This window comes from Actinacidiphila guanduensis, from assembly GCF_900103985.1.
Classification (GTDB): Bacteria; Actinomycetota; Actinomycetes; order Streptomycetales; family Streptomycetaceae; genus Actinacidiphila; species Actinacidiphila guanduensis.
In genome coordinates, this window is the sequence record NZ_FNIE01000009.1 from 87,923 (window position 1) to 101,817 (window position 13,895).

Consider the following 13,895-nt stretch of genomic DNA (forward strand, 5'->3'; position numbering starts at 1 on the left):
ATGTCTTTCCCCATCCTTACGGTGACCGCCGCCGTGCCGGCCGTGGGCGCGGTGGTGACCGCGGCGGTGCCCGCGGCCCGCCGGTCGGCCGCGCGCCTGACAGCGCTCGCCTTCTCGGTGGCCACCTTGGTGCTCGCCCTGGTCACCATGGCGCGCTTCGACACCGGCGGCGCCCGCTACCAGTTCACCGAGACGCACACCTGGGTGAAGAACTTCGGCCTCCACTACGACCTCGGGGTGGACGGCATCGGGGTGGTGATGGTGGCGCTCACCGCGCTGCTCATCCCGTTCGTCATGCTCGCCGGCTGGCACGACGCCGACCCGCTGGAAGACGTGAACCCCAACCGGCGCTGGCGGCCCACCCAGGGCTTCTTCGCGCTGATCCTGCTGGTCGAGGCGATGGTGGTGCTCTCTTTCGAGGCCACCGACGTCTTCCTCTTCTACATCTTCTTCGAAGCCATGCTGATCCCGATGTACTTCCTCATCGGCGGCTTCGGAGACCGGGCGCACCCCGGCGGCGAGGAGGAGGCGGCCCGCCAGCGGTCGTACGCGGCCGTGAAGTTCCTGCTCTACAACCTCGCCGGCGGCCTGATCATGCTCGCCGCGGTCATCGCCCTGTACGCGGCCACCGCCAAGCAGCTGGGCACCGGCACCTTCTCGCTGCAGGAGATCCTCGACGCCCGCGCCGCCGGGCGACTGCACCTGGTGACCTCCACCGAGCGGTGGATCTTCCTCGGCTTCTTCTTCGCCTTCGCGGTCAAGGCACCGCTGTGGCCGCTGCACACCTGGCTGCCCAACGCGATGGGCGAGTCCACCGCGCCGGTGGCGGTGCTGATCACCGCGGTCGTCGACAAGGTCGGCACCTTCGCGATGCTGCGCTTCTGCCTCCAGCTCTTCCCCGAGGCGTCCAAGTGGGCCACTCCGGTGATCCTGGTGCTCGCGGTGATCAGCATCATCTACGGCGCCCTGCTCGCGGTGGGCCAGCGCGACATCAAGCGGCTGATCGCGTACGCGTCCGTCTCCCACTTCGGCTTCATCATCCTGGGCATCTTCGCGATGACCAGCCAGGGCCAGTCCGGCGCGACGCTCTACATGGTCAACCACGGCATCTCGACGGCCGCCCTGATGCTGGTGGCCGGCTTCCTGATCAGCCGCCGCGGCTCGCGGCTCATCGCCGACTTCGGCGGGGTGCAGAAGGTGGCCCCGGTGCTCGCCGGCACCTTCCTCGTCGGCGGCCTGGCCACTTTGTCGCTGCCCGGACTCGCGCCCTTCGTCAGCGAGTTCCTGGTGCTGGTCGGCACCTTCAGCCGCTACCCGGTGCTCGGCATCATCGCCACCTTGGGCATCGTGCTGGCCGCCCTGTACGTGCTGGTGCTCTACCAGCGCACGATGACCGGCCCGGTGAAGGCCGGTGTCGAGGGGCTGTCGGACCTGAAGGCGCGTGAACTCCTCGTCGTCGCACCGCTGATCGCGCTGCTGCTCTTCCTCGGCGTGTACCCCAAGCCGGTGACGGACATCGTCAACCCGTCGGTCGGACACACGCTCTCCGACGTGCACAAGACCGACCCCAAGCCCGCGCTGGAGGCGAAGAAGTGAGCGCCGCACTGCACTCGGGACCCGTTGTCCACAGCCTGTGGACAACCGCCGCGTCCTCGACGGACCGGTTCCCCACCCCGCACATCGAGTACGCGCAGCTCTCGCCGGTGCTGATCATCTTCGGCGTGGCGATGCTCGGCATCCTCGTCGAGGCGTTCACGCCCCGGCGGCACCGCTACACCGCGCAGGTGGTGCTCGCCGTGGTCGGCCTGGCCGCCGCGTTCGCCGCCGTGGTCGCCCTGGCCGAGAAGGGGTACGGCACCACCAAGGCGCACATCGCCGCCATGGGCGCGGTCGCCGTGGACGGTCCGGCGCTCTTCCTGCAGGGCACCATCCTGCTGGTCGGCCTGGTCGCGGTGTTCACCTTCGCCGAGCGGCGGCTGGACCCCAAGGCGCACGGGCGGCACGTGGACTCCTTCGCCGCCCAGGGCTCCGCGGTGCCCGGCGGCGAGCAGGAGAAGGCCGCGGTGCGGGCCGGGTTCACCACCACCGAGGTCTTCCCGCTGCTGCTCTTCGCGGTCGGCGGCATGCTGGTCTTCCCCGCGGCCAACGACCTGCTGACGCTCTTCGTCGCCCTCGAGGTCTTCTCGCTGCCGCTGTACATCCTGTGCGCGCTGGCCCGCCGCAACCGGCTGATGTCCCAGGAGTCGGCGGTCAAGTACTTCCTGCTGGGCGCCTTCTCCTCGGCCTTCCTGCTCTTCGGGATCGCCCTGCTCTACGGCTACTCCGGCACCGTCACGTACTCCGGCATCTCCGCGGTGATCGACGGCACCGCCCCCACCAACCCCGCGCTGGACAACACCACGGGCAACGACGCCCTGCTGCTGATCGGCCTGGCCATGGTGGCGGTCGGCCTGCTCTTCAAGGTCGGCGCCGTGCCGTTCCACATGTGGACCCCCGACGTCTACCAGGGCGCGCCCACCCCCGTCACCGGCTTCATGGCCGCCGCCACCAAGGTCGCCGCCTTCGGCGCCCTGCTGCGGCTGCTCTACGTGGTGCTGCCGGGGATGCGCTGGGACTGGCGGCCCGTCATGTGGGGCGTGGCGATCGCCACGATGCTGGTCGGCGCGGTCATCGCGGTCACCCAGACCGACGTGAAGCGGCTGCTGGCCTACTCCTCGGTGGCGCACGCCGGCTTCATCCTCGCCGGTGTGATCGCGGTCGACAAGGACGGCGTCTCCTCGGTGCTGTTCTACCTGGCCGCCTACTCCTTCGTGACGCTGGGCGCCTTCGCCGTCGTCACCCTGGTGCGCGACGCCGGCGGCGAGGCCACCCACCTGTCCCGCTGGGCGGGCCTGGGCCGGCGCTCCCCGCTGGTCGCGGCGGTCTTCGGGGTCTTCCTGCTCGCTTTCGCCGGTATCCCGCTGACCTCCGGCTTCGCGGGGAAGTTCGCCGTCTTCAAGGCGGCCGCGCAGGGCGGGGCGATGCCGCTGGTGATCATCGGCGTGATCTCCTCGGCAGTGGCGGCCTTCTTCTACATCCGGGTGATCGTGCTGATGTTCTTCAGCGAGCCCAAGCCCGACGGCCCCTCGGTCGCCGTGCCCTCCCCGCTGACCTCGATGGCCATCGCCCTCGGCGTGGTCGTCACCCTGGTCATGGGCCTGGCCCCGCAGTACTTCCTCGACCTGGCCGACAAGGCGAGCGTCTTCGTCCGCTAGCGGCTTCGCGCACACCGGTGGCGCGGCGGCCTTCACGGGAAGGCGGCCGCGCCACCGGCCGTTGTCAGGCGGTGGCGGCCAGGGCGGTGAGGCACAGGGCCAGACCCGGCGCCAGGCAGGCCATGCCCCGGCGCAGGCAGCGGTACTTGGCCGACAGGATCGTGCTCGTGTCCACGAACTGCGTGGTCAGCCAGGCCACCTTGTCGCGGCCCGCCTCGCGGAGGGCCGCGCGCAGGGCCTGCGGGCCGTCGAGGGCGCGGGCGTCGGCGAAGTAGGTGAGGGCCGGTCCGGCGCGGGCGGTGCCGGTGCGCGGGAGGATCGCCCACACCAGCAGGCCGGAGCCGGCCAGCCACAGGGCCCCGCCGGCCACCAGCACCACCAGCCACGCGCCCCGCGCCTGCCCGGGCGCCCACCGCCCGCCGAAGAGCAGCGCCGGCACCGCCAGGGCGCCGGACAGCAGCACCGACGCCTTGGTGTCGGCCCGCGCCAGCTCCTCGCGGGCCGTGCCCAGCAGCCGCTCCGCGACGTACACCAGGGCCTCGCCGTCCGGCTCCGGCGGCAGAGCGCCGGCCCCCGCGGCGGCCGCGGCACCCTCGGCGCCCTCAGGCGCCCGGCTCATCGTCCGGCTCCTTCTGCCCCGCCCCGCCGTTCGGCCAGGTGACGGCGGGCGGGTGCGGCGGCAGCGGCGGGGCGTCGGCCGCGGGCGGAATCGGCGGCGCCGTGTCCGCGGGGCCCGCCGAGGGCGGCGGCACCAGCCCCGTCGCGGGCTGCGGGAGGCCGTTGTCGAAGATGTCCGCGCTCACCGAGCGGGCGTAGTCCAGCATCTGCCGTACCGGGCCGTCGATCTGGTGGCGCTGCACCACGCCCTTGTCGATCAGCCGGGACAGGTAGTCCAGCGCGTCCCTGCGCTGCTCGCGCGCCTGGGCCTGGAGGGTGCCGAGGATCTCCCCGGCGCGGGCCGGGTCCTGGGCGAGCAGCACCGCGTACTGCTCGGCCTCCCCGGCCTCGATGAGCCGGCGCGCGTCGGCCAGGTTGGCCTGCACCCGCTCGGCCGCGGCCCGGTCCACCGCCGACTGCACGGTCGCCTCGTGCCGGACCTTGACCAGCTCCTGGTTGTGGTCGGCGGCCGCCCGGCCGAGGTCGATCCGCACGAACACCTGCGTCACCAGGCCGATGTCGGAGCCGAAGCCCGACCAGTGCCCGGCCGCCAGCTCCGTCTGGATCGCCTCGTCCGCGGCCTGCGCCCCCTCCAGGCCGTGCCGGCGGGTGATGGAGCGCAGCCGGGCCAGCAGCGGCGGCCGCAGCATCTTCTCCACATCCACCACCCGCTTCTCGGCCACCAGGTGGAAGTCCGCCACCTCCCAGTTGACGTCCACCGCGCAGATGAAGTCGGCCTGGTCGCCGCGGGTGGGCAGGTTCATCTCGAAGGAGACCTGGTGCCGGCCGCGGGCGATCAGGCACACCGAGGTGGGCCGGCCCATCAGCGGCTTGTCGTGGTGCTGCGCCCCGCGCACGGTGATCACGCTGTGCCCGCCGTTGCGGTAGAAGACCACGGAGGCGACCTGCGCGCCGTGGTGCTTGTACCCGCCCTGCGGCGCGAACTCCTGCAGGAAGGGGCCCTTCAGCTGCAGCGGCAGCTCGAACTGCTGCTGCCTGAGCTGCTGGGCGTAGAGCTGCGGCTGCGGCGGCCGCCAGGGGCCTTGCTGCTGCTGCCATCCGTTGTTCGTCATCGCGTCCCCACCTTCTCCACCGCCTGCCGCAGGCGGTGGGTCTGCTCCTGTCCGAGCGGATCGTCCGGATCCTCGGACAGCTCGTCGATCAGCGACAGCAGCCGCTGCCGGTCGTCCTCCTTGAACACCAGCAGCGGCAGGAAGCCGGCGAGGGCCTCCTCCCAGGCCGTGCCCCGGCAGCCGCGCAGCCAGGCCGCCACGGCCGCCAGCGCCGGCTCGTAGGACCTGCTGGTGTTGAGCGCGGTCCACAGCAGGCCCGCGATCCCGGGGGCGTGCTCGGGCCAGGCCGTGCACAGCGCCAGCGCCAGCGGCCACTTGGCCATGCCCTGCAGCTGCGGCGCCGGGTTCCACAGCTCCTCGGTGCGGAACTCGGCGAGCAGCACCGTGCCGACCAGGCCGAGGTCCTGGTGCTCGCGCCGGGTGTCGGCCAGCCAGCCGCGCACCCGCGCCAGCGCCTCACCGGGCGGGGCGGAACCGGCCAGGTGCACCGCGCTCTCGGCCGCGACCGCCCGCAGCCGCCCCTCCTCCCAGGTGCCGATCGCGCCGAGCCGGCCCAGCGCCTCGCCGAGGGTGGCCGTGGCGGTGCCGCGGGCGAGGACCGCGGCGGCCGTCCACCGCAGGTTGCCGTCCGGGCTGTTCCCCCAGGCCCGCACCAGCGCCCGCAGCGCCGGGCCCACCTGGGGGTCGCCGAGCGCGGACTCCAGGGCGGTCGCCACGAACAGCCCGCGCCGGGCCTGCTCGGCCTCGGCCATGGGCGTGAGCAGCTCGCTGAGCGTGTGCGCGACGTCGTGGCGGCACAGCTCGCCCGAGGCGACGGCGGCCCGGGTCCACACGTCGTCGCGCGGGTCCTGGCACAGCGAGGCGAGCCAGCGCAGCACCGGGCCGCGCATGTTGTGGTGGTGCTCCCACAGATGCGCCAGCAGGGCCGGGGCCAGCCCCTCGCCGCGGAAGCGGACCGTTCGCACGGGGACGTCCTCGCCGGCCACCAGCGGCTGCGGCCGCATCTCGGTCGTGGCGCGGGCCGAGGCGAGCCTGGCCTCCAGCCCGTCGCCGAGCAGCGGCCGCCCCACCACCCGCTCCGGCTCGGCGGTGACGGCCAGCTCCCAGGCCAGCAGCTCCGCCGACTCCGCCACGGTGGTGAAGGAGCCGCGCCCGAAAACGGCGAGCGAGATCCGGTAGGCGGCGTCACGCAGGGCCGGCAGCTCCTCGGCCGCCGGACCGCCGGCGAACCAGCGGCGGACCTGGGCGGCGGGGAAGGAACGGCACTCGGCGGTCAACTGCTCCCGGCCGAGCCGGCCGGTCACGCACCGGGCCAGCAGCGCCGCGTACTGCGCGGCCTCGGCCGGCAGCAGGTCCTCCAGGCCGAGCGCCCCGCGGACATCCGGCTCGTCGGCCAACCGCAACGCGGCACCGCCGAGTTCGGCCTGCTCCGCGCCGAGCTCCGCGGCCAGGTGGCTGTGCAGCACCGCGTCGGCGGGCGCGGCCGCGTGGCCGCGGTGGTAGCGGGTGGGCAGGCCGGCCGGGTCGCCGGGCCCCGGCACCGCGAGCAGGACGGCGTAGCAGCCGCGCTCGGTCAGCAGCCGGCACAGGCGGTCCAGGCGGAGCTCGCTGGGCACCCCCGCGGCCGGTTCGAGGGCGTAACCGTGGCCCTGGGCCAGCGCGTTGTCGTTCTCCAGCGCGGACAGGTCGGTGTCCGGGTCGAGCCGCGAGACGCTGCCGCGCGCGAGGTCGTCCAGCAGCGACAGCGCGGTGAACATCCGGCCGGTGCCGGGCTGCCCGGACAGCACGAGCAGCCCCTCGGCCCGCAACTGCTCCTTCAGCTCCCGGTACTGCGGCGGCTCGGTGAACCGATCGCGCAGCCGCCGCAGTTCGTCCTCCGGCACCGGCCCGGCCAGCAGCCGCTGGGGCCGGCCGAGGTGGAAATTGACCGAGCCGATGTCGCCGGAGATGAACGTGCTGGCGTCGTGCAGGGAGAACGCGGCCCGCGACTCGCGGGCGATGCGCGCCGCCGCGCCCCCCGCGCCGCTGCGGCCCTCCTTGGCGTCGGGGTCCGCGGCCGCGCCGAACAGGCCCTCCTCCGCGGGCTGGGCGGCGCCGTCCCGGTCCTGGTGCCCGGGGCGGTCCGCGGCCTCGGCCGGGGCCCTGTCCTGCGCCGCGCCCTCCGCACCCGCGGCAGGGCCCACCCCCGGGCTCATCCCTGGCCCCCGTGCCGGTTGTCGAAGGTGATGTCGCCGAACTCGCCCTGCAGCACGCTGCCGGAGCCGTGGTGGGTCACGGGTCCGAAGCGGTGCCCGGGCGGTTCGGCCCGCCGCTCCCCGGCGCCTCGCGGCGCCGAGCCCCCGGGCGCCCCCGGGTCCGCGGGCTCGTCCCCTCCTCCGGGGAGCGGCGGGGTCTGGAGTCCCGGCACCATGAACCAGGGCCGCTGCGGCCCCTCCTGGAGCGAGACGTCGTACTGCCGGTAGCGCTCCGGCTCGATCCACCGGCCGCCGTGCCGGACGACGTCCTGGTGGAAGCGGTCGGTGACCGCCACCAGCAGGGGCGCGTCGGGCACGGCGGCCAGCACCGCCTTGGCCTCGGCGCAGTTGCCGATCCGGCAGGCCATGTCCACCGCGGCGCCGGAGAAGCCGTGGGCGTCGGCGCGGACCGGGCCCACCGCGAGCCCGGCCCGCAGCCGCAGCGGCCGCCTCAGCTCGCGGTTGACCGCCCGCAGGTTCTGGTGCAGGTAGGCGATCCACTCGCCGGCGATGCGCTCGGTGCCGCGCGGCTGCACCACGGCGAGCAGGCCGTCCCCGCGGTCCTCCTGGAAGACCCGGGCGTCGGCGAGGCGGGCCTGGGCGAAGGCGTTCTCGGCCACCTCGTAGATACGGGCGCGCATCGCCGGCCGGTCCGGGTCGGGCTGCCCGCTCGACCCTTGCGTGTCCAGGCTGATGATGACCCCGAAGTCCGCCCCGTTGCCTGCCCCGTCCGCTGCCCCCTCCGCTGCCCCGTCCCCTGCCGCACCGAATGCGCCGTGCACGTTCACTGGCCCCGCCCTTTCCGTCGCCGCTCCGCCGGCACCACGACTGTGCGCCCGGCGCGGCGGGCGCGCTGTAGCCGTTTACACACGGGCTCCGAAGCCGTACGGCCCCGCAACGCCCCCGCGACCGCCCCGCCCGCGCCCGGCTCGCCCGCGGCCCCCGCCGCAGCCCTGTCACGCCCTGCCGCCCCCCGCCGCGCCCGGCTCGCCCGCCTCGCCCGCCGCGCCGCCGAGCAGCCGCAGCGGCTCCAGGTCGGCGATGGCGATCGCCCGTGGCGCGGTGGTGACCAGCCCCTCGTCCCGCAGCAGCCGCAGCGCCTTCGCCACGGCCTCGCGGGTGGCGCCGACCGCCGCGGCCAGGTCGCTCTGCGAGAGCGGCAGCCGGATCGCCACCGCGCCGCCCTGGTCGGTGCCCGCCCGCTCGGCCAGCTCCACCAGCCGTCCGGCCAGCCGCTCCAGGACCGTCGCCGAGGCCAGGGCGCTGCGCTCGTCGTCCGCGCTGCGCAGGCGCGCGATCAGCTGGGACATCACCAGCCCGGTGGCGTACGGGCGGGCGGCCAGGAAGCTGCGGAAGCGGTCGCCGGGCACCAGCACGGCCTGCACCGGGCCGAGCGCGGCGACGGTGGCGCTGCGCGCGCGGCCGTCCAAGGCCGCCATCTCGCCGACGAGTTCGCCGGCCTGCCGCAGCGCCAGGATCAGCGTCCCGCGCTCGGTGGAGCGCCGCACGGTGCACCAGCCCCTGGTGATCACCACGATGAAACCGCCGCTGTCGCCCTCGCGGAGCAGCACCTCCTGAGCGGCGTACGTACGCGGGCGGCCGAGCGAGAGAAGGGACTGCCGGTCGGCAGAACTCAGCCTTTCCATGAGGACTTTGCGGTCCCCGAGCAACCCCATAAGGCTCCCCACCCCGGGTCGGAGGAGGGCTCAGCGTATCCCCGGCCCCGGCACCGATTCAGCCGAACTGGCGCACCGGCAAGGGATGGTGATAGTGCGTCAGAGTATGCGTACGGCCGGTGCCCGCGGGCAGCGGGCACCGGCCGGGGGCCCTGGTGCGGCGGTGGTGATCGGACGGTCAGCTTGTCGAGCAGGAGACGGTGGGCCAGGTCCAGGTGCCGTTGGTCTGGAGGGTGACGCCCCAGTTGTTGCCGTTGCCGTTGGGTTTGGCGACCAGGACCTGGGCGCTGGGCCAATTGGCGGAGACGTTCCAGGTGGCGATGATCTTCTCGGGCGAGGGGACGTTCATGGTGACGGTCCAGTTGCTGGAGCCGGTGACGGCGACGTTGAGGTTGTAGCGGTCGCTCCACTGCTCGCCCGCCGACAGGGTCGCCGTGCAGGAGCCGGTGCCCCCGCCGCCGGTGGTCCCACCGGTCGTCCCACCGGTGGTACTGCCACCCGTCGTACCGCCGCCGGTGGTCGTGCCGCCGGTGGGGGCGACGGCGCGGCCGGTCTGCGGGGAGATCATGCCGGCGCACAGGCCCTTGGCGGCGAGCGTCTGGGCGATACGGGGGATGGCGGCCAGCGTGTTCGCCGGCCACTCGTGCATGAGGATCACCTGGCCGTTGGTGAGCTGGGAGTTGGCCTGCACGATGGCATCGGTACTCGCGCCGTTCCAGTCCTGCGAGTCGATGTCCCAGATCACCTCCGTCAGGCCGTACTTGGCCTCCACCGACTTCAGCGTCGCGTTGGTCTCGCCGTAGGGCGGCCGGAAGAGCTTCGGGGTGCCGCCGCCCGCGGCCGAGATGGCCTGCTGGGTGCGGGAGACCTCGGAGTCGATCTGCGCCTGGCTCTCCTGGATCAGGTGCGGGTGGGTGTAGCTGTGGTTGCCCACCCACATCCCGGCGTTGACCTCGGCCTGCACCTGGGCGGGATACGCGGCCGCGTACTGGCCCTCGTTGAACATCGTGGCCCGCAGGCCGTTCTGCCGCAGGGCGTTGAGGATCGCCTGGGTGTGGTCGTTGGACGGGCCGTCGTCGAAGGTGAGTCCGACGTACCCGGAGCATCCGGCGGCCTGCGACGGGGCGGCGGACGAGAGGCCGAAGGCCAGGGCGCTCGTCAGGGCGAGGGCGCCGGCGGCCAGGATGCTGCCCCAGGTGCGGGGCGAGAGGGCGGTGGGGGAACGCATGCGGGTGTCCTCCTTCTGTGGGGGGTCAGCTCGCGCTGCAGAAGACGGTTCGCAGTGTTGGGCCGTACCCGACCGGTGTCAACACTTTCGGCACGGACGGCGAAAGATTCTGGGCTCAAGTGAGCGCGAAACGGGGGTCGTTGGGGCAGCTCGACGACACCTTTGCTGCTCCCTGGCCGCTCCGGAAGACTGTGCGCCGATGGGCGAAGAGTGCACGTGGAGGCTCGTGCGGGACGAAACATTCGAACCACGTCCGGAAGATCCGGTGGGCCGGGGCATGCGGACGGCCGGTGCCCGCGGGAAGCGGGCACCGGCCGTGGGCGGCCGATCGGGGCCTTGCCGGGCCTGGTGGGGCCCTGTTGGGGCCTAGTTGGGGACGGCCAGCAGCAGGGCGAAGCGGGCCGCCTCGTCGGTCCACCAGTGGCGCACGGTGAAGCCGCCCTCCTTCAGTTCCGCCGTCAGGCTCTCCCGGCGGAACTTGCAGGAGATCTCGGTGCGCAGGTCCTCGCCCTCGGCGAGGTCCAGGGTGAGGTCGAGGTCGGGGATCTTCACCGTCTGCGCCGAACGCGCCCGAAGGTGCATCTCCATGCGCTCGAACTCGGCGTTCCAGACGGCGACATGGGCGAAGGCGTCGGGGTCGAAGTCCGCGCCCAGCTCGCGGTTGAGGACGTGCAGCACGTTGCGGTCGAACTCCGCGGTGACGCCGGCCGCGTCGTCGTACGCCCGCACCAGCACCTGCGGGTCCTTGACCAGGTCGGCGCCGAGCAGCAGGACGTCGTCGCCGCTCAGGGTGCGGGCGAGCATGCGGAAGAAGTCCGCGCGCTGCTCGCGGTCGAGGTTGCCGACGGTGCTGCCGAGGAAGGCCAGCAGCCGCGGCCCCGGCTCGTCCGAGAGCGGGATCCCGGACTCGAAGTCGGCGACGGTCGCGGTGACGGTCAGCCCCGGGTAGTCGCGGCAGACGGCCCGCCCCGCCTCCTCCAGCGCGGCCGCGCTCACGTCCAGCGGGGCGTAGCGCTGCAGCGTGCCGCCCGCGGTGAGGGCGTCCAGCAGCAGCCGGGTCTTGCGCGAGGAACCCGAGCCCAGCTCGATCAGGGTGGCCGCGCGGGTCAGCGTGGCGATCTCGGGCGCCCGGCGCACCAGGATCTCGTGCTCGGCGCGCGTCGGGTAGTACTCGGGCAGGGTGGTGATCTGCTCGAACAGGTCGCTGCCGCGCTTGTCGTAGAACCACTTGGGCGGCAGGGTGCGCGGCGCCGTGCCGAGCCCCTGGCGCACGTCGGAGTGGAGGGTGTCGGTGAAGTAGCCCGCCGGCAGGCGGTCGTCGAGGGTGAAGCGGTCGGTGCGGCTCATGAGGGTGTCCTTGCGTTCGGGGCGCAGCGCGAGCACGCGTACGCCGTCCGTGGTGGCCAGCAGCAGCGAGCGGTCGGGTACCTCCTGCCACGGGCCGAGACCGTCCCCGAGTACGTCGTCCGGCTCCGAGGCGACGACCACCGCGCCCGGCCGGAACCGGTACCAGAGGGTGTCGCCCCACGCGGTGGCCGCGATGCAGCGGCCGTCGGTGAGCAGGAAGTTGAGCCGGGCGGTGGGCCGGGCGGCCGCGACCTCGCGGACCACCCCGGCCAGGGCGCTGCCCGGCGCCTCGCCCTGACGCAGCCGCCGGCCCACCGTCGCCCACAGCAGCGCGGAGTCCGAGTGGGCCTCCAGGGCGAGCAGTTCGGCCGGCGTGAGCGTGGTGGGCAGCCGGGTCCAGTCCGCGACGGCCCCGTTGTGGCTGAACAGCCAGCGACCGTCCCGGAAGGGCGCGGCCGCCGACTCGTCCGGCGTGGTCCCCTCCGTCGCGGACCGCACGGCCGCGAGGACGGCGCCGCTGCGGATCGTCCGGGCCAGCTCGCCGAAGTTCTGGTCGGCCCACACGGGCAGCGCCCGGCGGTAGCGGGCGGGCAGCGGGAAGCCGTCGTCGCCGGGCGGTTCGGCGAGGGCGGCGGGGGCGGAGGAGCCGACGAGTCCGGCGGGCGCGTCGGGTCCGGCGGGCCGGGCGGCCGGGCCCGTGGACCCGGCCGCACCGTCCGTACCGCCCCTGCGGCCGCCGCCCGCGGCGCCCGTACCGCCCGCGCCCTCCGCCTGCCGCGGCAGGTGCGGATACGGCTCCGGGTACCAGCCGACGCCGAACCCGTCCGCGTTCACCGTGCCGTGCCGCTGCCGGCGCGGCCGCCACGACTGCTCGTACAGCCCGCCGGGCGGGTCGACGAGCAGCCGGCGCAGCGGCACCGGCGGCCCGAGGTAGGCCAGGTGGCGGCACATCAGGCGGCGCCCCCGGCGTTCCCGGCGCCCTCGGTGTGCTCAGCGCTCCCAGTGTTCTCGGAGGCCGTCACGTCCCGCGCCGTGCGGAACCCCGCGAAGATCTGCCGCCGGATCGGGTAGTCCCAGTTGCGGAAGGTGCCGCGGCAGGCGACCGGGTCCACCCCGAAGGCGCCGCCGCGCAGCACCTTGTAGTCGGGCCCGAAGAAGACGTCGGAGTACTCCTTGTACGGGAAGGCGGCGAACCCCGGGTACGGCGAGAAGTCCGAGGCCGTCCACTCCCACACGTCCCCGATGAGCTGGCGCGCGCCACTGGGCGCCGCCCCGGCGGGATAGCTGCCCGCGGGCGCCGGCTGCAGGTGGCGCTGGCCGAGGTTGGCGTGCTCCGGGCCCGGGTCGGCGTCGCCCCACGGGTAGCGGCGCGAGCGGCCGGTCGCGGGGTCGTGGCGGGCCGCCTTCTCCCACTCGGCCTCGGTCGGCAGCCGCCGGCCCGCCCACCGGGCGTAGGCGTCGGCCTCGTACCAGCACACGTGCAGCACCGGCTCGTCGGCCGGCACCGGCTCCACGGTGCCGAAGCGGCGGCGCACCCAGGCGTCGCCGTCGCGCGACCAGAACAGCGGGGCCTGCAGGCCGGCGTCCTGGACGTGCCGCCAGCCCTCGGGCGTCCACCACTGCGGGTCGCTGTAGCCGCCGGCCGCGATGAACTCCTGGTAGCGGGCGTTGGTCACCGGCACCGTGTCCAGCCAGAAAGGCGCGACCTCCACCTGGTGCGCGGGCAGTTCGTTGTCCAGCGCCCAGGGCTCGCTGCTGGTGCCCATGGTGAACGGTCCGCCGGGCACCAGTACCTCGGCCGGCAGCGAGGCGGCGTCCGCGGGCGCGGGCGGCGGGGCGGGGGCGTGCAGCACCGCGGGGCCGCGGCGCAGCTGGTGGGTGGCGAGCATCGTCTCGTCGTGCTGCGCCTCGTGCTGGGCGAGCATCCCGAAGACGAAGCCGCCCGCCAGCAGCCGCTCGGGGTGGTCGGGCGAGGTGTCGGCGGCGGCCAGCACCTCCAGGGTCTGCGCGCGGACCTCGGCCACGTAGGCGCGGGCCTCGGCGGGGCCGAGCAGCGGCAGCGCGGGCCGGTCCTTGCGCGGGGTCTGGAAGGCGTCGTAGACGCTGTCGAGGTCCGGGCGTATCCCCGGCCGCCCGCCGGCCTCGCGGACCAGCCAGAGCTCCTCCTGGTTGCCGATGTGCGCCAGGTCCCAGACCAGGGGGGACATCAGCGGGGAGTGCTGCGCGACGAGGTCTTCCTCGGTGACGGAGTCGGTGAGCAGGGTGGTGCGGCGGCGGGCCGCCTCCAGGGCGGCGCGGGCGCGGGCCGCGGGGTCTTCCTGACGGCCTGCCGCGGCACCGGCGGCCTCGTTCGGGACACCGGCACCCGTCGCGGGCTCGGTGACGGAGGAGGCGGAGGGGACCAGAGTGACGGCAGGGTCGGGAGT

At 74.3% G+C, this 13,895-nt stretch carries 10 protein-coding genes and 1 pseudogene; 2 read left to right on the plus strand and 9 right to left on the minus strand.

The genetic code is table 11. From position 1 onward, the window contains the following. Entirely contained in the window at positions 1 to 1,596 is a 1,596-nt protein-coding gene (locus tag BLR33_RS20395; RefSeq protein WP_093785997.1) for an NADH-quinone oxidoreductase subunit M, read from the plus strand. Continuing rightward, a complete protein-coding gene (gene nuoN / locus BLR33_RS20400; RefSeq protein ID WP_176930353.1) occupies positions 1,593 to 3,254 on the plus strand; it encodes an NADH-quinone oxidoreductase subunit NuoN in 1,662 nt (553 codons plus the stop codon). Before BLR33_RS20395 ends, nuoN begins: the two co-directional genes overlap by 4 nt. Positions 3,255 to 3,318: 64 nt before the next feature. Here nuoN and BLR33_RS20405 read toward each other — a convergent pair whose 3' ends face one another. The 9 genes and pseudogenes from BLR33_RS20405 to egtB form a co-directional block, all read right to left on the minus strand. Further along, a complete protein-coding gene (locus BLR33_RS20405) occupies positions 3,319 to 3,873 on the minus strand; it encodes a Pycsar system effector family protein (RefSeq protein WP_218136677.1) in 555 nt (184 codons plus the stop codon). After that, positions 3,857 to 4,984, minus strand: coding sequence for a hypothetical protein (locus BLR33_RS20410; protein ID WP_093785998.1), 1,128 nt, complete (start codon positions 4,982 to 4,984; stop codon positions 3,857 to 3,859). The genes BLR33_RS20405 and BLR33_RS20410 overlap by 17 nt, the downstream gene beginning before the upstream one ends. Continuing rightward, positions 4,981 to 7,179, minus strand: coding sequence for a hypothetical protein (locus tag BLR33_RS20415; RefSeq protein WP_143031722.1), 2,199 nt, complete (start codon positions 7,177 to 7,179; stop codon positions 4,981 to 4,983). The genes BLR33_RS20410 and BLR33_RS20415 overlap by 4 nt, the downstream gene beginning before the upstream one ends. After that, positions 7,176 to 8,006, minus strand: a complete 831-nt coding sequence (locus tag BLR33_RS20420) for a hypothetical protein (RefSeq protein WP_093786000.1) — start codon at positions 8,004 to 8,006, stop codon at positions 7,176 to 7,178. Before BLR33_RS20420 ends, BLR33_RS20415 begins: the two co-directional genes overlap by 4 nt. Positions 8,007 to 8,174: 168 nt before the next feature. Beyond that, on the minus strand, positions 8,175 to 8,894 hold the full coding sequence (locus tag BLR33_RS20425) for a Crp/Fnr family transcriptional regulator (protein WP_093786001.1): 720 nt from the start codon (positions 8,892 to 8,894) through the stop codon (positions 8,175 to 8,177). Between the two features lie 178 nt (positions 8,895 to 9,072). Beyond that, complete coding sequence (locus BLR33_RS20430) at positions 9,073 to 10,122, minus strand: polysaccharide deacetylase family protein (RefSeq protein WP_093786002.1); 1,050 nt, start codon at positions 10,120 to 10,122, stop codon at positions 9,073 to 9,075. Between the two features lie 366 nt (positions 10,123 to 10,488). Further along, positions 10,489 to 11,469, minus strand: a complete 981-nt coding sequence (egtD, locus tag BLR33_RS36195) for an L-histidine N(alpha)-methyltransferase (protein ID WP_245771565.1) — start codon at positions 11,467 to 11,469, stop codon at positions 10,489 to 10,491. Positions 11,470 to 11,703: 234 nt separating this feature from the next. After that, positions 11,704 to 12,420, minus strand: a pseudogene (locus tag BLR33_RS36750) (hypothetical protein); the annotation flags it as partial. Continuing rightward, complete coding sequence (egtB, locus tag BLR33_RS20440) at positions 12,420 to 13,874, minus strand: ergothioneine biosynthesis protein EgtB (RefSeq protein WP_093786250.1); 1,455 nt, start codon at positions 13,872 to 13,874, stop codon at positions 12,420 to 12,422. The gene egtB and the pseudogene BLR33_RS36750, both read right to left, overlap by 1 nt. Positions 13,875 to 13,895: the final 21 nt, after the last annotated feature.

Excerpts from the sequence above, each read along its gene's own strand:
- BLR33_RS20395 (WP_093785997.1), top strand. The coding sequence starts at position 1 with ATGTCTTTCCCCATCCTTACGGTGACCGCCGCCGTGCCGGCCGTGGGC.
- BLR33_RS20405 (WP_218136677.1), bottom strand. The coding sequence starts at position 3,873 with ATGAGCCGGGCGCCTGAGGGCGCCGAGGGTGCCGCGGCCGCCGCGGGG.
- BLR33_RS20410 (WP_093785998.1), bottom strand. The coding sequence starts at position 4,984 with ATGACGAACAACGGATGGCAGCAGCAGCAAGGCCCCTGGCGGCCGCCG.
- BLR33_RS20415 (WP_143031722.1), bottom strand. The coding sequence starts at position 7,179 with ATGAGCCCGGGGGTGGGCCCTGCCGCGGGTGCGGAGGGCGCGGCGCAG.
- BLR33_RS20425 (WP_093786001.1), bottom strand. The coding sequence starts at position 8,894 with ATGGGGTTGCTCGGGGACCGCAAAGTCCTCATGGAAAGGCTGAGTTCT.
- BLR33_RS20430 (WP_093786002.1), bottom strand. The coding sequence starts at position 10,122 with ATGCGTTCCCCCACCGCCCTCTCGCCCCGCACCTGGGGCAGCATCCTG.
- egtD (WP_245771565.1), bottom strand. The coding sequence starts at position 11,469 with ATGAGCCGCACCGACCGCTTCACCCTCGACGACCGCCTGCCGGCGGGC.